The 23,846-nt window shown below is 56.9% G+C and carries 18 protein-coding genes and 1 CRISPR repeat array; of the genes, 13 read left to right on the top strand and 5 right to left on the bottom strand.

Annotation, left to right across the window (positions count from 1 at the left end; all coding sequences use genetic code 11):
- Positions 1 to 50 precede the first annotated feature (50 nt).
- Positions 51 to 1,816: a CRISPR direct-repeat array (repeat unit 33 nt; unit sequence GTCGCTCCCCGTATGGGGAGCGTGAGTTGAAAT).
- A gap of 141 nt (positions 1,817 to 1,957) precedes the next feature.
- Both WD012_RS05615 and WD012_RS05610 read right to left on the bottom strand, forming a co-directional pair.
- Positions 1,958 to 2,422, bottom strand: a complete 465-nt coding sequence (locus tag WD012_RS05615) for a helicase (RefSeq protein WP_339562786.1) — start codon at positions 2,420 to 2,422, stop codon at positions 1,958 to 1,960.
- A gap of 264 nt (positions 2,423 to 2,686) precedes the next feature.
- Positions 2,687 to 2,977: a hypothetical protein gene (locus WD012_RS05610; RefSeq protein ID WP_339562785.1), complete on the bottom strand. Its 291-nt coding sequence runs from the start codon at positions 2,975 to 2,977 to the stop codon at positions 2,687 to 2,689.
- Between the two features lie 306 nt (positions 2,978 to 3,283).
- On the opposite strand from WD012_RS05610, the gene WD012_RS05605 reads away from it, so the two are divergent.
- The 10 genes from WD012_RS05605 to WD012_RS05560 all read left to right on the top strand — a co-directional run bounded on the left by WD012_RS05605 (position 3,284) and on the right by WD012_RS05560 (position 14,305).
- The gene (locus WD012_RS05605) at positions 3,284 to 3,463 is read left to right on the top strand and encodes a hypothetical protein (RefSeq protein WP_339562784.1); all 180 of its coding nucleotides are present in this window, start codon (positions 3,284 to 3,286) and stop codon (positions 3,461 to 3,463) included.
- Between the two features lie 12 nt (positions 3,464 to 3,475).
- A complete protein-coding gene (locus WD012_RS05600) occupies positions 3,476 to 4,177 on the top strand; it encodes a VG15 protein (protein ID WP_339562783.1) in 702 nt (233 codons plus the stop codon).
- 531 nt (positions 4,178 to 4,708) lie between these two features.
- Complete coding sequence (gene cas3, locus WD012_RS05595) at positions 4,709 to 7,174, top strand: CRISPR-associated helicase Cas3' (protein ID WP_339562782.1); 2,466 nt, start codon at positions 4,709 to 4,711, stop codon at positions 7,172 to 7,174.
- Between the two features lie 79 nt (positions 7,175 to 7,253).
- The gene (gene cas5c, locus WD012_RS05590; protein ID WP_339562781.1) at positions 7,254 to 7,961 is read left to right on the top strand and encodes a type I-C CRISPR-associated protein Cas5c; all 708 of its coding nucleotides are present in this window, start codon (positions 7,254 to 7,256) and stop codon (positions 7,959 to 7,961) included.
- A complete protein-coding gene (cas8c, locus tag WD012_RS05585) occupies positions 7,958 to 9,925 on the top strand; it encodes a type I-C CRISPR-associated protein Cas8c/Csd1 (protein ID WP_339562780.1) in 1,968 nt (655 codons plus the stop codon). The genes cas5c and cas8c overlap by 4 nt, the downstream gene beginning before the upstream one ends.
- Before the next feature lie 131 nt (positions 9,926 to 10,056).
- Complete coding sequence (gene cas7c / locus WD012_RS05580; RefSeq protein WP_339562792.1) at positions 10,057 to 10,914, top strand: type I-C CRISPR-associated protein Cas7/Csd2; 858 nt, start codon at positions 10,057 to 10,059, stop codon at positions 10,912 to 10,914.
- Positions 10,915 to 11,080: 166 nt separating this feature from the next.
- Complete coding sequence (gene cas4, locus WD012_RS05575; RefSeq protein ID WP_339562779.1) at positions 11,081 to 11,749, top strand: CRISPR-associated protein Cas4; 669 nt, start codon at positions 11,081 to 11,083, stop codon at positions 11,747 to 11,749.
- A gap of 10 nt (positions 11,750 to 11,759) precedes the next feature.
- The gene (cas1c, locus tag WD012_RS05570) at positions 11,760 to 12,791 is read left to right on the top strand and encodes a type I-C CRISPR-associated endonuclease Cas1c (protein WP_339562778.1); all 1,032 of its coding nucleotides are present in this window, start codon (positions 11,760 to 11,762) and stop codon (positions 12,789 to 12,791) included.
- Positions 12,792 to 12,916: 125 nt separating this feature from the next.
- Positions 12,917 to 13,213 (top strand): CRISPR-associated endonuclease Cas2, encoded by a 297-nt coding sequence (gene cas2, locus WD012_RS05565; protein ID WP_339562777.1) that lies wholly within the window; start codon positions 12,917 to 12,919, stop codon positions 13,211 to 13,213.
- 798 nt (positions 13,214 to 14,011) lie between these two features.
- Positions 14,012 to 14,305, top strand: a complete 294-nt coding sequence (locus tag WD012_RS05560; RefSeq protein WP_101451990.1) for a hypothetical protein — start codon at positions 14,012 to 14,014, stop codon at positions 14,303 to 14,305.
- Positions 14,306 to 15,376: 1,071 nt separating this feature from the next.
- Here the strand turns inward: WD012_RS05560 and WD012_RS05555 are convergent.
- Complete coding sequence (locus WD012_RS05555; RefSeq protein WP_339562776.1) at positions 15,377 to 16,600, bottom strand: MFS transporter; 1,224 nt, start codon at positions 16,598 to 16,600, stop codon at positions 15,377 to 15,379.
- A gap of 267 nt (positions 16,601 to 16,867) precedes the next feature.
- Positions 16,868 to 17,764, bottom strand: a complete 897-nt coding sequence (locus WD012_RS05550; protein ID WP_339562775.1) for a carbohydrate kinase family protein — start codon at positions 17,762 to 17,764, stop codon at positions 16,868 to 16,870.
- 14 nt (positions 17,765 to 17,778) lie between these two features.
- On the opposite strand from WD012_RS05550, the gene WD012_RS05545 reads away from it, so the two are divergent.
- Positions 17,779 to 17,910, top strand: coding sequence for a hypothetical protein (locus WD012_RS05545; RefSeq protein ID WP_339562774.1), 132 nt, complete (start codon positions 17,779 to 17,781; stop codon positions 17,908 to 17,910).
- Here WD012_RS05545 and WD012_RS05540 read toward each other — a convergent pair.
- Positions 17,903 to 19,132, bottom strand: coding sequence for an ROK family transcriptional regulator (locus WD012_RS05540; RefSeq protein ID WP_339562773.1), 1,230 nt, complete (start codon positions 19,130 to 19,132; stop codon positions 17,903 to 17,905). The two genes, WD012_RS05545 and WD012_RS05540, sit on opposite strands and share 8 nt — an antisense overlap.
- 1,419 nt (positions 19,133 to 20,551) lie before the next feature.
- Between WD012_RS05540 and WD012_RS05535 the strand changes: the two genes are divergently transcribed.
- Together WD012_RS05535 and WD012_RS05530 are read left to right on the top strand one after the other, a co-directional pair.
- The gene (locus WD012_RS05535) at positions 20,552 to 21,430 is read left to right on the top strand and encodes a hypothetical protein (protein ID WP_339562772.1); all 879 of its coding nucleotides are present in this window, start codon (positions 20,552 to 20,554) and stop codon (positions 21,428 to 21,430) included.
- A gap of 816 nt (positions 21,431 to 22,246) precedes the next feature.
- On the top strand, positions 22,247 to 23,845 hold the full coding sequence (locus WD012_RS05530; protein ID WP_339562771.1) for an aminopeptidase P family protein: 1,599 nt from the start codon (positions 22,247 to 22,249) through the stop codon (positions 23,843 to 23,845).
- Position 23,846 lies beyond the last annotated feature (1 nt).

Genomic DNA, 23,846 nt, shown 5'->3' with positions numbered 1-23,846 from the left:
AGCGTGAGTTGAAATTTTAATTTAAAGTTTGATAGATTTGTATATGTAAAGTCGCTCCCCGTATGGGGAGCGTGAGTTGAAATACTTCCTCCACGTAACCGGCTCGCAGCAAGTCAGCGTCGCTCCCCGTATGGGGAGCGTGAGTTGAAATGTCCTGTACGGCAATCCGACAGTCAGTCAAATCGTCGCTCCCCGTATGGGGAGCGTGAGTTGAAATGTCAAGGCGATAAGCATTTGCACGCCAGCTTGGAGTCGCTCCCCGTATGGGGAGCGTGAGTTGAAATATCATGTCTCCGGAGACCCGCACTGCGCTGCGACGTCGCTCCCCGTATGGGGAGCGTGAGTTGAAATTGGACTGATCTATGCACGCTTGTTATCGCTGTGTCGCTCCCCGTATGGGGAGCGTGAGTTGAAATAATGCAGAAGGAACAGCAGCAGGAGCGGAGATTAGTCGCTCCCCGTATGGGGAGCGTGAGTTGAAATCCGGAAGTCCCGCTCAATCTCGACGCCGGGCAGGTCGCTCCCCGTATGGGGAGCGTGAGTTGAAATAGTAAGATTTGGATACTGATCCGAAATATAGATGTGTCGCTCCCCGTATGGGGAGCGTGAGTTGAAATCTCGGTCTCGACCCGGAAGCGTTCCAGGGCAGGTCGCTCCCCGTATGGGGAGCGTGAGTTGAAATCTGAAAGAGCATCCGGATTGCATCGTCCCGATCGGTCGCTCCCCGTATGGGGAGCGTGAGTTGAAATTTAGCACCATACATCCTGAGAACAACATCGCTCGTCGCTCCCCGTATGGGGAGCGTGAGTTGAAATAAGCCGACATCGACGCAGTACATCCCCTTGAGCTGTCGCTCCCCGTATGGGGAGCGTGAGTTGAAATTATATTATGGTGCGCAGATTTTGCAGTACCCCCCGTCGCTCCCCGTATGGGGAGCGTGAGTTGAAATAACTGGTCAAGCAGACCACCATTGCTCGTGGGGGTCGCTCCCCGTATGGGGAGCGTGAGTTGAAATGACGTGCACGCGCCACGCCCGCTCCAACGACTGTCGCTCCCCGTATGGGGAGCGTGAGTTGAAATTTGCGTCATTTGCGGGGTTTCGGCGTGTGGGTGCGTCGCTCCCCGTATGGGGAGCGTGAGTTGAAATTTAGCACCATACATCCTGAGAACAACATCGCTCGTCGCTCCCCGTATGGGGAGCGTGAGTTGAAATAACCATGCATCACCACGAATCTGAATCGGAGCAGTCGCTCCCCGTATGGGGAGCGTGAGTTGAAATCCCAACGTAATCACGAATTGTATTTGCGCGTTATGTCGCTCCCCGTATGAGGAGCGTGAGTTGAAATCTTCGTCAATCAGACCAGTGGACGTGATGCCGTGCTTGGTCGCTCCCCGTATGGGGAGCGTGAGTTGAAATTTAGCACCATACATCCTGAGAACAACATCGCTCGTCGCTCCCCGTATGGGGAGCGTGAGTTGAAATGCGAAATCACCGACAATGCCGCGCACGCCCGGGTCGCTCCCCGTATGGGGAGCGTGAGTTGAAATGGCGTCTACTGTGAGACCGGTGCCGGGCTTGACGGTCGCTCCCCGTATGGGGAGCGTGAGTTGAAATAAGACCTTGGCTATCCCGTTTATCAGGACGGCGCAGTCGCTCCCCGTATGGGGAGCGTGAGTTGAAATTCCACTGTCCCGGCGGTCATGTCACTCGCCCTCGTCACTCCCCGTATGGGGAGCGTGAGTTGAAATATAGCACGGACTTTGCGGTGCTGTGAGACCGCACGTCGCTCCCCGTATGGGGAGCGTGAGTTGAAATGCTCGGTGACAGGGCGGCGATGGTGCTCGTGTCCTTGGCTTTTTTCGTAATCGCGGTGGCTACCTCACGGGGCAGGGTGATCTTGCTGGTGCCCAGTGCCATGTGTTCTCCTTCGGTTGCTGGATGTTTCTGAGATTGTGGTTACAGGCCGAGGGCGCGCAGGTATGCGAGCTTCTGGTCGTTGTTGGAGCCGGTTGATGGCTGACGGTCCACGCCGTGGACCTGTGGCGCCTTGGGCTTGGGGTGCAGCGCCTCGTTGAGTACGGCCGCATGTTCCTGGATCGCCTCGAGGCTGTCTCCGCGCAGCAGGTTCGCAGGCACGCCGGTCTCCTTGGAGACCTGGGCGACCCATTCGCGGCGTTGCGCGGCGGTCTTGTACACGGCGTTTTCGGTTTCGAGCTGCTTGATACGCTTGGCTGTCTTCTCGGATTCGCTCATGTTCTCGTTTTTGAGCTGTTCGAGTTCCGCGGCAGCCTGGCTGTTCTGCTTGGCCCTCGCCTCCCACTTGCGCGCCTCGGCCTTCCAGTCGGTCTGGGGGTCGCCGTGCGGCTGCTCCGGTTCCTTCTGGTGCTCTTCCTGCTCGGTGGAGTTCGTGTTGTCTGGCATGTTCGGTTCCTTTTGTGCTTGTCATGCCCGTGCGGGCATCGGTCCCGTCCGCCGTGCGGCGTTCGGGTTTCGAGGCTGTCCATGGTGTCGCACCATGGCGCGTGTGTGGGAGGTGGGATCAAGGGAGATACCACAACATCGGTCACTGGACACAGCCAAAACGTCCCGTAATCGTTGGACGTTGATATGCAAAAGCCCCGCCATACGACGGGGCCAAAATACGGAAAAGCCGCCCGAAAGGCGGCTTGTCGAGTTCGCTTCGGCTTATGAATGCCGGTGTATCCTGGACTGTGTTTCCTCAAGAATCTCGAGGACCTCATGGTCATAGCCGAGTGCAGCATCGTAGGTTCGAGCCAGATCCATCACCGGAGTCGGGTCAATGTCATTGTTGTCGATCTCGTGCACGGCGATATCCAGAGCGCCACCGGCATCGAACGGCAAGACCTTTTCGCGTACTTGCTCCGCTATATGCTGTTCATCGGCGGACTCGAGGATGTCGCACAACGCCGCACCGAGCTGCTCGGCAAGACGGTCGGTCTCATCTATCGACCTCATGGTCTCTCCTTCCAGCTCGAATCGATTGGGAAGAACGACGTGATATGCCGCTTTCCGACCTTACCTGTCCATGATACCCGGACGGAGAGCGAAACTCCATCGACGGTTATCGACACGTCCTTGCTCCGTTCCTCGGGGTCGTTAATCGCAGACGCCACTTCCGGCAGTTGCACTGCCTCGGTGCACGCCTTGAAGATGGCCCGTTCGTCCCAGCTCTCGGGGAACTCGGTACGCCCGTGGAGTCGCTCCCCGTATGGGGAGCGTGAGTTGAAATTCGTCCGCCAAATCAGAGACGCTCAACGAAGAATGTCGCTCCCTGTATGGGGCGACGAGTACGCGGACACGCTCGCTAGTGAACTGTTCGACTTCGACCACCCCGACAAGTCCCTCGCATTGACCGACCCGGATTCCATCATCGACGCGGCACGCGACCTTGTCGAGGTCGCACAGGAGGCGGCCGACAGCCGGTACGGCGTGCAACGCTAGGCATGGCAGGCGGTGGCAGGCAAGGAATTCCCGGAGTATGCGCTGCCGGACCGTGAGGATTGGATGCGCGTCATGTGGGACGTGCAGCAGGGTTTCTCGAACACCGACTACAACGGGTTGACATACCGACAGGTCATGGCCGGGAAGGCGCGCAGCGGCGTCTCGATCATGGATCTGCTGCCAAAGACGGCCGGAATGAGCGTTGACGACATGCAGCAGGTCTATGCGGATTTCTTCCGCAGTATGGCCGTGCATGCGGCGCAACGCCGGCAGATGGCGGACATCGCCAATGACTCGACGCGCCCCCGTTGGGCGCGAGTGCCGTGCGGCAGTGTGACGTGCGCGTTCTGCACGATGCTCGCGGGCCGTGGGTTCGTATACACGAGCGAGGAAGCTGCGGGCGGCGGCCTGGGCAATCGGTATCACGCTCATTGTGATTGCGAGCCGGTGCCATCGTGGGGCGAGGCCAGGCTCAGCGGGTATGACCCTGAGAAACTGGACGCCCTGTACAAGGAGGCGGCGCGGGGTCTTCCTGCCGGCGCGTCGTACAGGGACGTGCTTTCGCGCATGCGCGCGCAGGGTGGTGTCGCCGACTCCCCGGCCGGCAGCGCGATTCCGCGTGACACGCCCTCAGCGACGCATCGCCAAGATAGCAGCGGAACACTCATCGCTCTCCGTATGGGGGAGCGTGAGTTGCAATGGGGTTCGTGCTGATAGAACTATCCCCAGAATTGTCATTCCCAATATCAGGCGACTCATGGCTGAAAATTGTTTTTTGCCTTTGGCCTGCATCTTTCGAGCTTGCACGTTTCCTACGTTTGCTTGTATCACCGCTTGCCGATGTGATTGCCCAAATTCGTGCCGCTGTGTTCTGTCAGTATCTCTGCTGATTTTATGGAGTCGGTGATGGTGCAAGTTCCTATACATGATAGCTGCGGTGTGTCTGCGCTTTGCAGTAATGAACGAGAGTCTGCACCAAATGGATATTTGGTGCAGATACTGCTCTCGCTTCTACTTTTTCAACTCACGCGAAAGGATTGAAACTAACCTTTCGCGAACGCCGGTGAGGTGTTTTGCCGGTTTCGGCAATTGCGCATCATGCTATTCAGTAGAAGAGATAGCAGAGTGTGCTATTATTGGTTCTAGTGAACGCCGGCATCGGCAACTGCATGTTGCCGATGTATTTAGCATAATGCTAAATGGGGTATTCGTCGGAATCGGCACCAGCGAGATGCGGAGTGGATTATGGTGGAACTGTATGCCCGTACATATGAGAGTCCGGATGATCTACGACAGCAGACTTTGCGCGATCATTTGGATGGTGCCGGCGCACTTGCGGCTAGTTTCGCGGAACCTGTGGGGCTTGCCAAGGTGGCGTTGGCTGCTGCTGAGCTTCATGATGTCGGGAAGGCAACAAAGTCTTTTCAAGATTATCTGTTGCATGATGCAGGCATGAGGGGGTCTGTCATCCATGCCTATCAAGGGGCATTCGCTGTGGAGGATGCACACTATTCGGAGTACGAGGACGAGAATGCAGGTATTTCCCGGTTGACGCGTGATATTTTGGAAGTTGCTATAGCAAGTCATCATGGTGATCTTCCAGACTGCATATCCGATGACGGACTGGCCAGTTTCTTTGACCGCATTGATTCGCCCAATAAAGATGATAAGAAATTCCATTATGATGAAGTGAAATCCAATCTGGAAGCGATAGGACTTGATATTGATTCCTTGTGTGATGATGCTTCAAGAAATCTCGGTAGATATTATAATAAATATATTAAGAAAAGTATTTCCAATAAGAATTTTGCATTTGGAACGTTGGAAAAATATTTCTATTCTTGTTTGGTCGATGCAGACCGTTGTGATGCTGCGCAATTCGGTGATCCCAATGCTGTGCCGCGATATGAAGCGGATTGGGACTCTTTGGTAACAAGATTTGAGGAATATTGCAGAAAGTTTTCTGCTGATACGCCAATCAATGCAGTCCGTACCGATATTTCGCGGCAGTGCAAAGACGCGGCGTCTCGGCCTACAGGGATTTATAGGCTCAGTGTGCCAACCGGTGGAGGCAAGACTCTGGCATCGTTGCGATTTGCGCTTCACCACGCACAGCTATGGGGCAAGAAACATATCATATATGTTATTCCGTATCTTTCCATTACGAGTCAGACAACAGCGACGTTCCGTGCTGTACTGGGACTTGCGGATGATGATTCGGTGCTTCTTGAACACTACTCTGATGCAGGACGCGGCGAGTCAAGGTGCGATGGTGAGATTACTGACGAACAGGAGACGCGCCGTCGACTTTCCCAAGAGAGATGGTCGCAGCCGCTCATCGTGACGACCATGGTTCAATTCCTGGAGACATGCATGGCCTCGAGGGGAACGAAACTCCGCAAATTCCATAACATGGCGGATAGTGTCATCATCTTCGACGAGATTCAATCGTTGCCCTCCCATTCGCTGGACCTATTCAAAGAGATTGTGAATTTTCTTTCCGGGGCTCTCGGGACGACGATTGTTTTGTGCACAGCAACACAGCCTGCGCTTGAAAACATCGATAAAACCGTCAGACTCGATCTTGCCGATAATCCGGAGCTTGTCACTCTTTCCGAGGAACAGCGCCGCATTTTTCGCCGTGTCAACATCGTGGCGCAGGAGCGACCCCTTCCGATCGCAGGTGATGGCGGACTCGCGCATCTTGTGCTTGACAAAGCAAGGGAGAATGGAAGCTGTCTGGCCATTGTAAACCTCAAGAGCGAGGCTCGGAAACTGACGCAAGAGCTTCGATCTCTTGACGCACAATCGCAAGGCTTCGCACTCGTCCATCTGAGTACTTCGATGTGCGGCGCCCATAGGAACGACGCACTTGCCGAGGTTCGCGCAGCCACGGCGTCCGGCGAACCGATTATCTGTGTGAGCACCCAGCTTATCGAAGCAGGCGTCGATGTATCCTTCGGCACGGTTGTCAGAGCTGCTGCCGGGTTGGGAAGCATTGTGCAGGCGGCAGGACGTTGCAATCGCAATGGCGAATCTATGAAGCCGCGGAATGTGTATGTCGTTCCTGTTTCCGATGACGACGAGAAAGGGTTGAGCGCTGTCAGGGATATCAAGCGTGGCAAGGAGATCATGATGCATTCTCTTGTGCCGCTTGCATCGAAAAACTCGGATTTCGATTTACTGGGAAAAGAAGCGCTTGATATGTACAATACGGCGTTTTATAAGGATAAGGTGGAAGGGAACGAGCTGAAGTATCCGCTGCCTGATGGAACGAACGCTTATGATCTGTTGGGATTCAACAAGGCGGCACGCTATAAGTACAACACTGTGACGCATCCTGACGGTCCGAGCGCATACGTGCATTGCCTCGCCCAATCATTCCGAACGGTCGGTCGACTGTACCAGGTCATTCCCGATCTCACCAAATCCGTGGTTGTACGATATCGCTCCAGTGCTGGCATTGATTCCCGCGAGCTGCTCGAACAGCTTCGCGATGAGCACGATCCTCGTGAGAAAGTCCGCATCATCAGAAGGCTGCAGGACTTCACCGTGCAGCTCTTCGATGCCGATTTCAAGAAACTCACGGAAAGGGGGTTAATAACGCTCGCCGATGACGATTTCGAGCTCTATGCTCTCGAATCCGATGACTGTTACGACATGAATTTCGGAGTCGTCCCGGATGCCGAGCAAAAGGATCTCTTTTTCTGACGGATTCCCCAGAAGGTAGGAAGAAATCAGGAATGAATGAATCGCGGTTTACGCCGCATAATGAAGAAAGGAGGTAAGGATGCCGATGAATACAACGATCGAATACGAAGTCACGGGCAAGTATGCGCTTTTCTCGGAAGTTGCAACGCGCATTGGCGGCGAGAAGAGCAGCTATCAGGTGCCTACATACCAGGCGTTGCGAGGAATTACCGAAAGTATCTACTGGAAGCCGACCATCGAATGGTACATTGACGAGGTTCGGGTTGTGAACCGCATCCAAACCGAAGGGAAAGGTATCCGACCTATCAAGATGAGCGGAGGCAACGACCTCTCGTACTACACGTATCTCAAAGATGTGAGATATCAGGTCAAAGCGCATTTTGAATGGAATGATAATCGCGGGGACCTTGCACAGGATCGCAATCCGGCAAAGCACTTGGACATTGCAAAACGAGCGCTCGCGCGCGGGGGACGGCGTGATATCTTTCTGGGCACGCGCGAGTGCCAGGGTTATGTCGAGCCGTGCACATTCGGCGAGGGCAAGGGGTTTTACGACGATTACGGCGAACTGGACCTCGGCTACATGTTCTTCTGCTTCAGGTATCCGGATAATCGTGGGGACGACAGATTCACGCGCAAATTCTGGCGTGTGAAGATGCGTGATGGAGTCATCACATTCCCCCGTCCGGATGATGAGAGCCTCGATGAATTTCTCGTCTCCGACAAGAAGGCGACGCCTCGATTCACGTTGGGGCGCAACCTGCAATCCGTGGAGGAGGAGTCATGACTCTCGTCTCGTCATTGCTGAAGACCTATGACTGTGTTCAAAATGCTGCTGGAATAACCGTGGCACAAGCTTCTAGAGGCGGCGAACCAACCGACAGGGATCGGGACGCCGCGGTTCGAAGTACCCTCATGCCGATGAATCACACGACGCTGAAGGTGCAGATTCATGTCACCCTCGACAGCGAGGGGAACGTGGTTTCCATCGAAAAAGAGGGCAAAGCGCATGACATCATCATTCCCTGCACGGAGAAATCGATGAGTCGCACAAGTGCTCCTTGCGCGCACCCGCTGTGTGACCAACTCCAATATGTTGACAAACAGATAGACGGTATGCGCACCGAGAAATACCTGACGCAGCTTGCTGAGTGGAAAGGCGACGACCCTGAACTCAACCTCCTGTATGGCTATTTGTCAAGCCATAGCATCAGCGAGGATGCGCTTGGATTCGGTATAGAGCTCAAACCGAAGACCAAGGATGCGAACGGCAAGGAATCGAAGGGCGATGCGGCGGATGGCGTGTGGTTCACCGTTGTTTCACCCGATGGTGAACTTGTCGATCTGGATCGCGATCCTGCAATCCGTGCCAGATGGCAGGAATATCTGGCCGCCGGCAGGTCTGCCGAAGGATACGACATGTTCGGGGAAAAGCTTTATGGACAGGCAAAAACCTTTCCCAAGAAGCTTCTGCCCGCTGCTGGCAATGCTAAGCTCATCTCGTCGAATGATTCCACGAATTACGTCTACCGAGGGCGTTTCACGTCCCCCGACCAGGCACTTGTTATTGATACTGATGCGTCGCAGAAAATTCATACGACGTTGACGTGGCTTCTCGCGAATAATGCGACGATTGTCGGCAAACAGGCGATTCTCGTCTGGGCTGTCGATGGCAGGCCCTCATTCCGTGTCGTCGATCCCATGGCTGACACGCTGGATGCGTTTCTTGCGGAGAATGATGAGGCTGAAGAAACAAGTCCGGATACCGTGGTCGCAGATGCCAGGATGGCGGCTGGCACTACGTACGCCGCGCAATTCCGAAAATTGCTCCATGGATATGGGAACCCGTCGTTTCTTGAACGGCAGAAGCGCACCATCGTCGTTGCCGTATTTGATTCGGCGGTCCCTGGTCGACTCGGTGTGACCTATTACCAGGAACTTCCGGAAGGGGAGTATCTTGACCGAATCGTGCGATGGCATCGTGGCGTGGCTTGGCCACTCACGGCCTTTGCCGCCATGCAGGGTTCGGATAAGCGAAAGCCCATCGACTATGTCGGTGCTCCGTCATTCATCGACATCGTCAATGCGTCGACGGACTCACCTGATCGATCGAGTGATGGTTACAAGCTCCATCGCAAACTGGTGGAGCGCCAGCTCATCGAAACCATTTTCAACGGCACTGCGGTTCCGAGGAACATTCTCATGGCCATGTGTCACAAGGTCGAGAAGCCCATGGCGTATGACGACTTGAGGAAGTGGCACAGGGATCTGGAAATCTGCTGCAGCCTGTTGAAGAAAAGTGCAAACGATGAACCGAAGAGGTTTCACCGCACTGGAAAGGAGATTGGAATGGAACTCGATAAGGACCGCACCGATCGTGATTATCTGTTTGGGCGGCTTCTTGCTCTCGCTGATAATTACGAATCGTATGTGCTTCGCAAGCAAAATGATGGTAAGGCGGATAGAGCGACGAACGCCGTGAACCTCATGGGCAATTTCGCATCGAAGCCGGCAACCACCTGGGAGGAAATCTGGCGCAGGCTTACGCCATACATCCAGAGCCAGAACGGAGCCCCGTGGTTCCAACAGAACGTTGATGATGTGATGGCGCTTTTCCAGCCGGGCGATTATGAGAAGAAAACTCCGCTCGGACCCCTGTATTTGCTGGGATATTCCCATCAGCGCAGAGAGCTGCTGACGAATGCCCGGAAGGCAAAGGAAACGGCCGTGTCGCAGCAAACCGCCAACTGACAAGCTCAATGCCTCGCTTCACTCGCAATATGGAAAGGGAAGCAGGCAGAACCCACAATCGCAATTATGCAATTCCCGTTTCACATCACGTGATGAAACGGGGAACGGACAACGAAGTAAGGACAATAATCATGACCGCAATTGAAAACAAGGTTGATTTCGCCATCGTGTTCGCTGTGAAGAACGCAAATCCTAACGGTGATCCCCTTAATGGCAATCGTCCGCGCATGACCGCGGATGGCTACGGCGAGGTTTCGGATGTTGCGCTCAAGCGCAAGCTGCGCAATCGTCTCCAGGACGCGGGGGAGAGCATCTTCGTCGAGTCGAGCGACCGTACCGACGATGGCGCCAAGTCTCTCTCTGATCGCTATCGCATGTTCGTGAAGACCCTTGATGGCACCGAGGCGAAGGACCGTAACACCCTCGCCGCCGCTGCGTGCAGCAAGTGGATTGACGTTCGCTCCTTCGGCCAGCTTTTCGCCTTCAAGAAGCGCGATGATGTCGACGAGGTCTCCATCGGCATCCGTGGGCCGGTCTCCATCCAGTCTGCTTTCTCCATCGAACCGGTTGCCATCGATGACGTCCAGATCACCAAGTCGGTGAACAGCGAGCCGACAGATGACGGCGGACGTTCGTCTGACACCATGGGTATGAAATATCGTGTCTCTGGCAAGGCAATCTATGCGACGTATGGCAGCATCAGCCCCCAGCTGGCCGAAAAGACCGGGTTTTCCGCGGACGATGCGGAAAAGATCAAGCAGGCCATGGTCACGCTGTTCGAAGGCGATTCCAGCGCTGCACGTCCTTCCGGATCCATGGAAGTGATTGATGTGGTGTGGTTCCAACACAATTCCAAGCTTGGGCAGTACTCGTCTGCCAAAGTCCATCGTTCCGTGAAAATCGATGCATCGGATCTCGACAATGTCAAGGTGAGCGTTGACGAGGCATCTGTTCCAAGGCTTTCATACGAAGTTATTGAAGGTCGCTGAATAATCCGCCGGAGGGTGTGGGCGCATCCTGGCGTTGACGCCCTCCGGTTCCTGTCATTCCATACTCTGCGCTGGTCGATCGCAGCGCGGATTTCTGTAGCGGGAAGTGATTTCCATGTCTGCGTCGTTTCGACGTGTTACCGAATATCCTGAGGATCAATGGCTCATGCTTTCAGGCATAGAGCATTTTGAATATTGCCAACGTCAATGGGCGCTTATTCATATCGAGCAACTATGGAAAGACAACGGGCTGACTACCGCCGGCACCATCGTTCATGAACGCGCTGATGACTACGCCCAGTCCGAGACGCGTGGTGATCTCTTGATACTGCGGAACCTCCGTGTATTCTCCGCTATGCTTGGTGTGACCGGTGCGTGTGACGTTGTTGAATTTCGACGTTCTGACAGCGGCGCGACGCTGAGAGGTCGTGATGGACGATGGCAGCCCTATCCGGTCGAATACAAGCACGGAGGTGCACAACCATACAATCGTGCGGGGCACTACCAATTGTGCTGCGAGGCGATGTGCCTTGAGGAAATGCTGTCCTGCACGATACCTGCAGGCGCGATGTATTACAACAAGAATCGGCGCCGCGAGGTTGTTGAATTCGATGAGGAGCTGAGGCAGCGCGTGCGTGACGACCTGGCGTCGATGCATGCGTTGTTTGAGCGCGGCTACACTCCACGTGTCAGGCGCTCCAAGAAAAGATGCCGGTCATGTTCCCTTGTGGATCTGTGCCTTCCGGAACTGGGTTCTTCGGAGTCTGCGTCATCGTATATCAATGACCGGATTGAAGAAGTTGCTGGCGAGTTGAACCAGAAAACCGCAGAATGAGGTGTGAGCGATGCGTACGCTATTGAATTCATTGTTCGTGCTAAGCGAGGACGTGTATTTGTCCTGCAAAGACGACAATGTCTACGTTGAACGTGGCAAGGAGCGCGTCGGCTCCGTTCCCTTGCGATCGATCGAGCATATTCTGTGCTTCAGCTACAAAGGAGCCTCGCCGGCTCTTATGGGGCGTTGCGCCGAGCTTGGTGTTTCGCTGTCGTTCTATTCCCCTTGGGGAAAGTATTACTGCTCGATTTTCGGTGAGAATTCTCGGAATGTGCTTCTCAGACGCGAGCAATATCGTATTGCCGATGATGAATCGCGTGCACTGTCCATCGCCAAGTCCTTCGTTATCGGAAAGGTCTTCAATGCGCGCTGGGTCCTCGAACGTGCCCGTCGCGACCATGCCATGAGCATCAACATGGAGCGTGTGACTGGACAGAGCCATCTTCTGGCTGATGCCATTGTCTCGGTTCGCGCGCAGACATCTATTGATGCGTTGCGTGGCGTTGAAGGGCGTGCAGCCCAGGATTATTTCTACACATTTGATGATCTCATTTTGCGGAACAAGGATGACTTCTTCTTCGAATCCCGGAGTAGGCGGCCTCCGATGGATCGGATGAATGCCTTGCTTTCTTTCGTGTATGTATTGCTGGCAGGGGATTGCGCGGCGGCACTTCACGGTGTGGGGCTCGATCCGTATGTAGGTTTTCTTCACCGTGATCTTCCGGGACGCGAATCGCTCGCGCTTGACCTGATGGAGGAGCTTCGCTCTGTTCTCTGTGACAGGTTCGCACTTTCGCTGGTGAATACAGGAGCAATAAAGAGTTCTGATTTCGAAGAGCGCGAAAATGGCGGCGTATTCTTGAATGACAAGGGACGCCGGACAGTGCTTGCTGCTTGGAAGAAACGTAAAGACGAGGTGCTCACTCATCCGTTCCTGAAAGAGAAAATTCCGTGGGGGTTGGTTCCATATGTGCAAGCATTACTGCTTGCTCGCACGATTCGAGGCGACCTTGATGCATATCCGCCATTTATGTGGAAATAAGACGCGATTTCTATTCAAGAATGGTGAACAATATGGAGAATAAATAACATCGTCTCAGAACGGTGCCGCGGACATCGGCTTCAAAGTGAATCGGCGTGTTATCGAAGTAGGGAGAGGGGTCGAATATGTCGATGATGATTCTTGTGACATATGATGTCAATGTCGAGACGACAGCCGGTAAGCGCAGATTGAGACGTGTGGCTAAATCTTGCACGCGCTATGGTCAGCGTGTGCAGAATAGCGTGTTCGAGTGTGTCGTATCGATGTCTGATTACCTAACGCTGAAAAAAGAGTTATTGGAGATTATCGATGAGAATCATGACAGTTTGCGCATGTACCATATGGGTTCGAAATATTCTTCGCATATCGAGAGTTTTGGCGTAGACAATCATACTGACATTGATGGAGTAATGATATTGTGATTGAGAACTAGGTATGCTTTTGCGCCACTGGGCAACTTCCCAGATGATGAGTGTGTCAGAACAAGCGGCATAACAGTACTGTGCCATCCCTACATTTCAGCCGCTCAGCGGGAAGTAACTCTATGCGGATATTCTCAATGTCGACAGATGTCCATGCCGAGGTCGGGGCGCTCGCCGTCATCATCCGCAACCCACACAGACTCCGAAATATCGGAATCTCGATTGTCTGTGGCGGGGCTGTATCTCGCCTATCTGTAGTACCTCGCGAACCGTATCTCCACTATCCGGGTTCGCGCACCCTCGATACCGCGAGTATGGCCCGCGGAATATCAACAGTCGTACTTGCGATATCGCTGGTCGACGAACCCTGATAAGCGAGATAGTCTCCGGCAGGTACTGCAGATACCGCAGATAGCCGCAAGTCGGCGTGCGGTCTTGCGGTCTTGCGGTCTGGTGGTCGTGCGGTCACGCGGTCTTGCGGTCTAGTGGTCGTGCGGTCTAGCGTCCTAGCAGTGGTTCCAACAGGTAGTACCCGCCGAAGTCGCGTTCCCGGCTCCATGCGGGCGCGGGCAGCGGAACCAACAAATCCACAGAGTCTCAGCGGTTATTGTGCATCCGTTTTGGTCTCGTTGCTGGTATCACGGGCGGTGATGATATTCCCGACGGCGAAGAGACACGATGCCAACCCGATTCCCCAGACCGGACACTCTGACCGGTCTGGTCGAACAAGCTGATCGTTGGACATAGGCTAGAGAAGAGTGGAATAAGAAGAACCAACAAGAAAGGTGAATCCGAATCATGGCAAGGAAACCTGACCCGGCTCCGGGATGGCTGTTCAGATGCGACAAGCTGCAGTGGCAGCTCGAATTGCGCTTGTATGACAACCGCGTGGAGGCCGACATCCCCACATACTGGCTCCGCAGATACAAACGCACGGATGTCATATTCCTCAAGGACGTGCTCGGTGTGCAGGTTCAGCGCAAGCAGGTCACGCTGTCGCTGTCCGGATGGCGGTCCTCGCTGTTCATCTTTCGACGTGCCGACGATGCGCTCGAGTTCTCCCGGATGCTCAGCGGGCTGATCGGCCGTTGAATGCGATGGTGATTCAGGCTGGACATTCTGACCGGTCTGGCTGGTTGTGTTGGTTGGCGTCAGGCTGGACATTGTGACCGGTCATATCTCTTGGTCGTGATGACTGGTCGTGATGACTTGGTCGTTGTGATTGGACGTTGTGGCTGGACACGTTGTGACTGGACGCGTTGACCGGAGATTCAGACTGGACATTGTGACCGGTCTGGCTGCGGGGGGAGTGCCGATGGTCGTCGTGGCCTGCGTGGGCGCTGTCGTTCCAGCTTGAACGGTGACGTTAATGGACTCAGGCTGCGTATGCCGTCGCAGACGTATCGTTACGAACGGATGTCGCTCGGACTTGGTCTGTCGCAGATTTGGCGGGTTGTGTATCCGGTCGCATGCGTAATCGGTGGTTTTACCGGCGTCATCCGCGGATTGGTGGCGGGCCGGCGGTGCTGTGTGTGCGGCGGCATGCGCAACGCAACAGATGCATGCTCTTTGGGTTTGGCTTGCCGGCGATATGGCGGGTTGCGTATGCGGTCGGCTGCGTATTGCGATAGTCCTGTCCCAGGTGACTTGGGTGAGCTAGGTGTATGGCGGGTTTCGTATGTCGATACCTGCGTGGTCGGTCGTGCCTCGTTCTCGCGGTGTCACCGTGTGAGGATTCGCTCACACGATGACGGCGTGGGGCCGTCCGGGGTGCTGATCTCATACAGATGGTCGTTACTTTGTGAGGATTCGCTCACATGGCGACGGTCAAAGAGCATCGGGGTTGTTGATTCTGGGGTCGGTGAGTGTCATTGTGTGAGAATTGGCTCGCACAATGATACTACTCCCTGCCCGGCCACGGCATCCAGCAGTCATCCATCATCCATCCGCTCACCTGCTCTCCGGCCGTCACCCCATACGTAAAAGGCCCGCTGTGCGAGCCAATCCTCGCACAGCAGGCCCTCAGACCTCGAGAAATCCCCGGACTCAGCCGAGTCACTGACCGGGCGGAACATTCGCCAACAGAGCCAACAGAGCTAACCGGGTGAATCATCCTGTCCGGCTTCAAACAGCTTCTGTCCGGGCGTTACTTGCGGTCATCGCTCACTTCTTCGCCGGCTCCAGCGCCTTGTCATACGCCAGCGCGATCGCAAGCACGTAGATCGCGCCCACCGCGACGACGATAATCGAACCGACCTGGCCCATCGCGTCGGCGGCGGCACCCATAATCGGCGGGAAGATAGCGCCACCGATCAGGCCCATCATCATCAGGCCAGACACCTCGTTCTGACGGGACGGCAGGGTGTTGAGCGCGTGCGACAGGCACAGCGAGAACACGTTCGCGTTGCCGAAGCCGATCAGCGCGACCGCCAGATAGAACAGCCACTGCGGCGGGTTCGAGGCGATCGTGGTGAACACGGCGAAGCACGCGACGGACAGCACCATGATCGCGCCGCAGATGCGCAACGCGGTCTTGTTGTCCATCTTCTGCAGCACGATGCCGCCCAATCCCGTGCCGATGGTACGGAACGCGAAGTAGACGGAGGTTGCTCCCGCCGCGGTGGCGAGCGGTACGGCGGTGTGCTCCATCAGGATGCGCGGCGCCTGCGCGTTGATGCCGACATCGATGCCCACGTGCGCGATGATGCCAAGGAAGCACAGCAGGATAATCGGGTTGCCGAGCAGCTTGAAGCAGTTCGCGATGCTGGTCTGGCCGGCGTCGGGCGCAGGTTCGTCGATTTTGTCAAGCGCCAGGGCGACGCCGACGATCACGCCGATAATCAGGTAGATGACGTACAGCACCCACCATGCGCCGAGCGCGGAAGCGCCCCATCCGGCGATGAGCGGCGCGAAGAACGAGGCGAACGCCTTGACGAACTGGCCGGTGGTGAGGGTGGAGGCGAGCTTGTCGCCGTTCACGAACACGGTGAGCAGCGGGTTGAGCGACACCTGCATGAGGGTGTTGCCGATGCCCAGCAGCGAGAACGAGATGATCATGAGTACCAGTCGCGGCGTGCCGGCGGCGCCCGTGTAGGCGACAACCGGCAGCAGCATGGCCACGGCGGTGACGATCAGCGAAATAAGGACCGTTCTGCGGCGTCCGATCTTGTTCATCAGCACGCCGGTGGGTACGGAGAAGATCAGGAACCAGAAGAACACCATGGAGGTGAACAGGTTCGCTTGGGAGTCGGACAGGTTGAATTCCGGCTTGACATAATTCGTGGCGGTGCCGACAAGGTCGACAAAGCCCATGACAAAGAACGTGGCCATGACAGGGACAAGCGCCCTGACCGTGGTTTTCTTCGCCGTCGCTGTGGTGTTGCTCATAATTTCCCCTTTTGATACAACGCGATTGGTGACGGTTGGTCGTCGGTATGGATTGATGTTGGTTGAGGTGTGTGACGATATTGCGATAGCCAATGGAATTGGCTCGTCGTGAGCGGTGATTGACAATCCCGCGGATTCACGGCGGCGCAATCGTAGAGGAAGCGCCCCAGCTGCCGGTCCGTGCAGACTGGTGGTGGCTGGGGCGCGGGGCCGCATGCTGGCTGCTATGCGGTCATGAGGGGATAGATGCCGTCAAGGAGTTTGGGTTCACAGGCCGGCTTCGGCGAGATAATCCGGAACCTGCTCCGGGTACTCAGGCCAGGCACCGTCGTTGGTGCACACGAAGGCAGCGGTGTTCACGGCGGCGCGGTGGGCTTCCTCGAGGCTTGCGCCGGTGAGGATCTTCGCCGCGAACGTGCCGGAGAACGAGTCGCCGGCGCCGACGGTGTCCGCAACCTGGACGTGCGGGGTGGACAGCGTGGAGCTGTCGCCGGTCTTGGAAATAATCGTGCTGAAGGTCGCGCCGCCGGTCAGGATGATGTAATCCAGACCGAACTGGGTAAGGAACCAACGGCAGGCTTCATCGTCGGAAGTGCCGCGAATGCCGAACATGTCGCGAAGCAGCAGGAGTTCCGCGTCGTTGAGCTTGAACACGGTCGCGTAGCCGAGCAGTTCCTCGATTAGCTCCTTGGAGTAGTGGTCGCCGCGGATGTTGATGTCGAAGAACTTCATGGCGCCGGGCTTCGTGTGCTTGAGCAGCTCGACGATGGTGTCATGCGATTCGGGGGAGCGCAGGCCGAGCGTGCCGAAGCACACGCAGTCGGCTTTCTCCACCTGGTCGATCAGTTCGCGGGTGTACAGGATGTGGTCCCAAGCCACACCGCGGACGATCGTGTACTCCGGGATGCCGTTCTTGAGGGCGACATCCACGGTGCCGGTCGGCCAGGCGTTGCGCTGGATGATCGCGTTGATGCCGGCGTCCTTGGTGACTTTGACCAGTTCGTCACCGAGATCGTCTTCGCCGACCGCGCTGATCGCGTAACCGTCCGCGCCGTTGTGCATGGCGTGGTAGATGAAGTTGACCGGGGCGCCGCCTGCGCGCTTGCCGCCGGGGAGCATATCCCACAGGAGTTCGCCGAGTGAGAGGACGATTGGCTTTGCCATGATGATTCCTTTCGATGGTGTGGTTGATTGTTGGTTGGTTTGTTCTGTTTTCCGATTGGGAAATCTTGGGGCGGGCGGCCGTGCTGTTGCGCTGCGGCGGCTGTGCGGTGGCCGGTGATGGCTATCGCACGGTGTTGGCTATGTGATGACGAAGAACCTTGACGGATGGTCTAGGAACTGGGTCACCGCGACCGCGGCGGCGCCGATGACGGCAGCATCCGCGGGAAGTTTGGACAGGCAGATGGTGGTTGCCTTGTTGAGTTCGGGAATGACACGTTCATCGACCACTTCGCGCGCGGCTTCGAGTAGGGGTTGACCGCCTTCGGCGACGATGTCGCCCAGTACGATGCGCTCGGGGTTGAACGTGTTGAAGATGGTCACGCAACCGTAGCCGACGTACCGGCCGATGTCATGGACGAGTTCTTGTGCCGCGTGATTGCCGTGGGCGGCCCGCTCGAACAGCGCGTGGCATGCTTGCTTGTGGGTCATGCCGCCCGTGTCGGGCACGATGCCGGTTTCGGCGAGTCGCTCGTGGATGGCGACCGCGGAGCAGTAGCGTTCGAGGCATCCACGGTTGCCGCAGTCGCACGGCAGACCGTTGACATCGATGCTGACATGGCCGATTTCCGCCGCGGCACCCTGGGCTCCGTTGACGAGCCGGCCATCGTCGATGACGCCGAGACCGACGCCTTCACCCAGCAGATAGTAGGCGAGATTGTCGCAGTTGTTGCTTGCCGGATCGAACAGATATTGCGCGAGCACGCCGGCACGGGCGTCCTGCTCGACGAACACCGGTACGCGGAACGCATCGGAGAACTCATCGAGGAAATTGAATGTGCGCCAACCCTGCATTGAGGAGACGACGGCGGTTCTGCCTTCGTGGCGCAGATAGGGGCCTGGGACCGCCATGCCGATGGCGACGATTGAAGGGTCGCTGTCAAGCAGGGTGCTGATGGTCTCGTGAATGCTGTGGATCGTCTCGGGAATCGTGTCGTTCTTGACGGTCGGCAGGTCTGTGAGGCTTGATGTCGCGCCCTTGAGGTCGAATACGCCGATTTCGACGAGGCTGCGGGCGAATTTCACACCGATGAAATGGAACTGTTCGGGGTCGAGTTCCAGACCGATGGACCGGCGGTTCTTGCGCCCTTCGATGCCGCCCACTTCGTGGATGATGCCGGCGTCGATCAGACGTGCGGTGATTTTCGTGATCGCCGCCGCGGACAGGCCGAGTGCGTGGGCGATGCTCGCGCGTGAGCTGATGCCGTGCGTGTAGAGGTAGTGCAGCACGCGGGATCGGTTGGTTTCTGAAACCGTTGACTGGGTGGTCGGGGTGGTTTGGCTGGTCTTGCCGGTCGATTCTGCGTTCATGGCACCTCCTTGCACGTGTTCTGCCTGCTCCGCTTGCAGGCGGGCGGTTCGTCGTCGAATCTGAACTTGATTAAAAGTTTAACTCGGTTAATACAAAACGGCAAGCGATGTTGTCGGCGTGTCGCGGGGTGTTTTTTTTTGGGGAGGGGGCAGGGGCGGAGAGAATCTTGAAGTTCCGGAAGTCATGGTGGGGTGCGTGACGATTGTCACAGGAGGTATATGTGCCGGGGCGGCGAGTCGTGCGCGGATTATCGCAAGATGTCGGTTGGGTGGGGCGATACGCAGGTTTCGGCGGACCGCGAGTGCTGGTTTGTGAGTGTTCTCTCGCACAGTGGCCACCGGGACGGCCAATACGTCGATGTCAAGCGAGCGTTGCCGTCAGTTTGCGAGCAGGTCTTCACATGTTGACGGTCGGGTGTGGTGATATTACCGGTTCCGGATGGTTGTGACCGTCGGTTTGCGAGCGGATCTTCACACGTTGACGGCATGTGGACGGTACGTTGATGCACGTGCGTAGTGATATCGCCGGTCCCGGGTGGTTGCGTCCGTCAGTTTGTGGGTACATTTTCACACGATGGCACATGCCTATTCCGCAATCCGTGGCTCTGCCCTGCGACTACCCCGTTGTGTAAGCCGATTCTCACATGCCGGTGGTTAGAGTTGCCGATATCGCTGGTTCGGGGTGTCGGGGGTCCGTCGTGTGAGCGGATTCTCACACAACGTGGTGTCTGGTCCGTCCGCGTGGTTGGTTTCGCGGTCCGACTTGTCATTATGTGAGCCGGTCCTCGCATACTCGTCTCCCGAGTTGTCGATATCGCTGGTTTCATCGTCGGTCCAATCACTATGTGAGCTGAGCCCCGCAATGACCGGTGAATGGCAAAATGCCGGTTTCGGCAAACAGCGTCGGCGGGTATGTGAGTGGTTTCTCGTAGGGTGGTGCCCGCTTTCATCCAGTCGGCGTTTCGACCCCGCGACCACCCGCTGTGTGAGTCAATCATCACATGGCGGCGGTTGAGTGGGGCATTGTATCGGTCTGCTTAGGTCGCGATTGTCGATATGCGAACCAATCCTCACGCACTGGCCATCGGGTGAGTAAAAACGCCGATTACGGTAAATCGTGACTACCGGTGTGTGAGTGGATGCTCACACACCGGCTCCGCTCAATCGGAATCGATATGTCCTGCTTCGCCGCCACCTAGCGTGTGAACGAATCGCGTGCGTCTGCGGTCCGGCATCGGTAAACACGTTGCGATGCAAGGGGTTTCAACTTCTATCCACATATCCTCGTTCAGGAAGACAACGCGTTCGATGGCTGGCTATTGTGACATTATGGTTGATATTCGGCAATGTTCCATGTTGGTCCAGCACTCGTTGAAGAGTCGCTCCTCAGAATACTTTGAGTCCACTCGTGCAAGATTGATGCGTATCAAAGCGGTCACGCTCCAGCGTTGTCTCACGGTACAGTCGCGTTGTTCGAAACAGCTGGTGTTCGCGCGGGAGACGGCACTGAAATTGATGTGTGTCGAAGTGCCGGCGAAAATCGATTCCGATGAGATCACCGTGGTGGTTCCTCGCTCCTGTGATAGGCCGCGGCTGGCAGGTGTGCGAGCGATCGTTTGGCCGCATGAGCTGCCGACGGTAACCGCTGACGGCATCACCTGTGTGGCTCCCGACATGACATGGATTATGTGCGCGCGCAAGATTGGATTGCGCGAGATAGTGCTGCTTGGAGACGCCTTGATGCGTCGTGACGCGGAGCAGAAGTGGTACTCAATCGGACAACTCGAATCCGGATTCGCAGATTTTGCTCGGACTGCTGGTATCGGCGGTGGCAGCAGGTTCCGCATGTGTGCTCAGGCATTGAAACTCATGCGTGAGAACACAGATTCTTTTCCTGAAACGATGTTGAGATTGACGCTGATGCAGTATGGGTTGCCATGTCCGCAGGTCAACTATTGCTTGGATGTGCCGGACAATGCCGGTGTGCGCGGCGAACGTCTGTTCTTGGATTTGGCGTATCCGCAAGCTCGCGTCGCTGTCGAGTACGACGGGCGGCAGCATGCTTGGCAGTGGGATCGTGACCAGCGCCGACTGAAAGCAATCGGTGATGCGCATTGGGCGCATGTCGCGGTGAGGAGTGACGACTTGCGTAGTGAGGAATCTTGTGCTGCGCTGGCGGCGAGCGTTGCTGACCGGCTGGAACACCAGTTGGGGCGGCGGATACGTGTGCGGAAATTCCTGTCTTTGCCCCGGCTCGCTGCAACGCCTGGAAGACATGACGCTGACGCTCTTGTATAAGCTCATTACTGATCTGCATCCGCCGGTGTGTGAGGATCTGCTCGCACGCCGGTGGTCATGACTGTCCGTGGTGGACGTGCTGACTTGTCTGGTGGTCATCGTGCGAGGATTGACTCACACCCTGGCGCTCTTGACCTGTTGAAACCGGCGTGTAGGTCTGTCTGACGGTCGGTATGTGAGTGTCGGCTCACAATCCGGGAAGTCGGGGGATTGGAAGCGTGGATTCCGCCAGTGCTGGGTGTCGCCGTGTGAGAATCTGCTTACATTCCGGCGGCCATGACCGACTGCGGTCGTCGTTTGGACCCGTCCAGCGGCCATTGCGTGAGAGTTGGCTCACACCGTGGCGCTTGCGGTCTGTGCGGGGCTGGTGTTTTCGTCGGTGGACCGCCAATGTGCGAGGATCGGCTCACATGCCGGCCGGCGTGCGTATCCGGGGTTGGTGTATTGCCTCGTCTGGCTGCCATTGTGTGATGATTCACTCACACGTCGGCGGTCATGACTGCCCGTGGCGGACGTGCTGACTTGTCTGGCGGTCGCTGTGTGAGGATTGGCTCACAGACTGGGGGCCGGACCGTGTCGCAAACGCCGATTTGACCGGCCTGGGTGGCGTTGTGTGAGGATTGGCTCACAAACCGGCGGTCGCGGCGGTCCCGGAGCAGTGATTCGGCCCACCCGACCGTCACTGTGTGAGGATTCGCTCACAAAGGCATCGCGGAAGGGTGCGACGCGGCGTTCACTGTTGGCGTTTGCGGCAATTGTGACCAGCGGGTATGACTAGAGTGGCAGCAACAACGATTCTTATGTTGGAGGAGTGACATGGATTCGGTGATTACCGAAGCGGACAAGGCATACGAGGCAGAGGAAAGCAAGAGCGCGCCGGGGCCGGACCAGCCGATGGCGGATCGGGTGAACAACCGCTCATTGCGCCCGAACAGCGAGACGTTCCGCCAGTTCATGACCACCGGCTGGGACAACGCCGAGCCGGCGGTCGAGCCGCTGGAATCCAGCAAGTACATCGGCGAGCGTCTGGAGAAGCTGGGCAAGCGATTCCCCGGCGAGCGTATCGTCATTCCTGCCGGCCAGCCGAAGGTGCGCAATAATGATTGCGATTACGCGTTCCGCCCGGATACCGCGTTCGCGTATTACACCGGCCTGGGCTGCGATTACGAGGCGGGCGCCGTGCTCGTGCTCAACCCGCTCGATCCGGACAGCGAAGAGGCGAAGGCCGGCAAGACGCATACGCCGGAACTGTTCGTCGCCCCTCGTGCCGATAACAGCACGGCTGATTACTACCGTGACACCCATTACGGCGAGTACTGGGTCGGCCCGCGCGCCGGTCTGCGTGAGCTCAAGGCGATGACGGGGATCGAGACCCATGACATCGCCACGCTCGAGGACGCGATTAGCAAGGATGTCGGCGCCGAAGCCGGTGCCGTGCAGCTGCGCGTAGTACGCACCACCGATCCGTCGATTACGCAGATGGTCGAACGGGTGCGCGAGGCGAACGGTTTCGGCGATCCGGATGCCAACACGAAGGCCGATGAAGCGTTGGCGGAGTTCGGTTCCGAGCAGCGCATGGTCAAGGACCAGTATGAGATTGGCGAAATCCGCAAGGCTGTCGAGGCCACGAAGCACGGTTTCGACCGTATGCTCACCCATTTGCCGCGCGTGATCGGCCGCCCGCGTTCCGAGCGCATGCTGGAGGGCGCGTTCAATTCGGTGGCACGCGAAGAGGGCAACGCCGTCGGCTATGACACGATTATCGCCTCGGGCAAGCATGCGCCGATCCTGCACTGGATGCGCAACACCGGCGTGGTCGGCGACGGCGAACTGCTGCTCGTCGATGCTGGTGTCGAGGTCGATAGCCTGTACACGGCCGACATCACGCGCACTTTCCCGGTCAATGGCAAGTTCACGCCGTTGCAGCGCAAGCTGTATCAGGCGGTGCTGGACTCCCAGCAGGCCGGTTTCGAAGCCGCGCAGCCGGGTGCCACGTATTCGGATATCCATCATGCGTGCATGCGCGTGATCGCCGAGCGCCTGCACGAGTGGGGCATTCTGAAGGTCCCCGTCGAGGAATCCCTGTCCCCGCAGGGTCAGCAGCATCGTCGTTGGCTTGCTTGCGGTGTCGCGCACCATCTGGGGCTTGACGTGCATGATTGCGCGCAGGCCCGCTACGAGTCGTATCAGGGCGCGAAGATTACGCCGGGCATGATTTTCACGATTGAGCCTGGCCTGTATTTCGCGGCGAACGATTTGCTGCTGCCGCCTGAGCTGCGTGGCATCGGCATTCGTATCGAGGATGATGTGCTCATGACCGAACACGGCCCCGAATGGATTTCGGCCGGCATCCCCAAGCAGATCGACGAGGTCGAGGCTTGGCTTGCCGAGCGTGCCGCGGCGCGTGAGGACTGAA

This window comes from Bifidobacterium thermophilum (assembly GCF_037482445.1).
Classification (GTDB): domain Bacteria; phylum Actinomycetota; class Actinomycetes; order Actinomycetales; family Bifidobacteriaceae; genus Bifidobacterium; species Bifidobacterium thermophilum_B.
The sequence above is the reverse complement of the archived record's forward strand: the minus strand, read 5'-3'. Positions and strand labels throughout refer to the sequence as shown.

What these genes read in the sequence shown, in the direction of transcription:
- WD012_RS05615 (WP_339562786.1), bottom strand. Translation starts at nt 2,422, where the DNA reads ATGCCAGACAACACGAACTCCACCGAGCAGGAAGAGCACCAGAAGGAA.
- WD012_RS05610 (WP_339562785.1), bottom strand. Translation starts at nt 2,977, where the DNA reads ATGAGGTCGATAGATGAGACCGACCGTCTTGCCGAGCAGCTCGGTGCG.
- WD012_RS05605 (WP_339562784.1), top strand. Translation starts at nt 3,284, where the DNA reads ATGTCGCTCCCTGTATGGGGCGACGAGTACGCGGACACGCTCGCTAGT.
- cas3 (WP_339562782.1), top strand. Translation starts at nt 4,709, where the DNA reads ATGGTGGAACTGTATGCCCGTACATATGAGAGTCCGGATGATCTACGA.
- cas5c (WP_339562781.1), top strand. Translation starts at nt 7,254, where the DNA reads ATGCCGATGAATACAACGATCGAATACGAAGTCACGGGCAAGTATGCG.
- cas8c (WP_339562780.1), top strand. Translation starts at nt 7,958, where the DNA reads ATGACTCTCGTCTCGTCATTGCTGAAGACCTATGACTGTGTTCAAAAT.
- cas7c (WP_339562792.1), top strand. Translation starts at nt 10,057, where the DNA reads ATGACCGCAATTGAAAACAAGGTTGATTTCGCCATCGTGTTCGCTGTG.
- cas4 (WP_339562779.1), top strand. Translation starts at nt 11,081, where the DNA reads ATGCTTTCAGGCATAGAGCATTTTGAATATTGCCAACGTCAATGGGCG.
- cas1c (WP_339562778.1), top strand. Translation starts at nt 11,760, where the DNA reads ATGCGTACGCTATTGAATTCATTGTTCGTGCTAAGCGAGGACGTGTAT.
- cas2 (WP_339562777.1), top strand. Translation starts at nt 12,917, where the DNA reads ATGTCGATGATGATTCTTGTGACATATGATGTCAATGTCGAGACGACA.
- WD012_RS05560 (WP_101451990.1), top strand. Translation starts at nt 14,012, where the DNA reads ATGGCAAGGAAACCTGACCCGGCTCCGGGATGGCTGTTCAGATGCGAC.
- WD012_RS05555 (WP_339562776.1), bottom strand. Translation starts at nt 16,600, where the DNA reads ATGAGCAACACCACAGCGACGGCGAAGAAAACCACGGTCAGGGCGCTT.
- WD012_RS05550 (WP_339562775.1), bottom strand. Translation starts at nt 17,764, where the DNA reads ATGGCAAAGCCAATCGTCCTCTCACTCGGCGAACTCCTGTGGGATATG.
- WD012_RS05545 (WP_339562774.1), top strand. Translation starts at nt 17,779, where the DNA reads ATGGTGTGGTTGATTGTTGGTTGGTTTGTTCTGTTTTCCGATTGGGAA.
- WD012_RS05540 (WP_339562773.1), bottom strand. Translation starts at nt 19,132, where the DNA reads ATGAACGCAGAATCGACCGGCAAGACCAGCCAAACCACCCCGACCACC.
- WD012_RS05535 (WP_339562772.1), top strand. Translation starts at nt 20,552, where the DNA reads ATGCGTATCAAAGCGGTCACGCTCCAGCGTTGTCTCACGGTACAGTCG.
- WD012_RS05530 (WP_339562771.1), top strand. Translation starts at nt 22,247, where the DNA reads ATGGATTCGGTGATTACCGAAGCGGACAAGGCATACGAGGCAGAGGAA.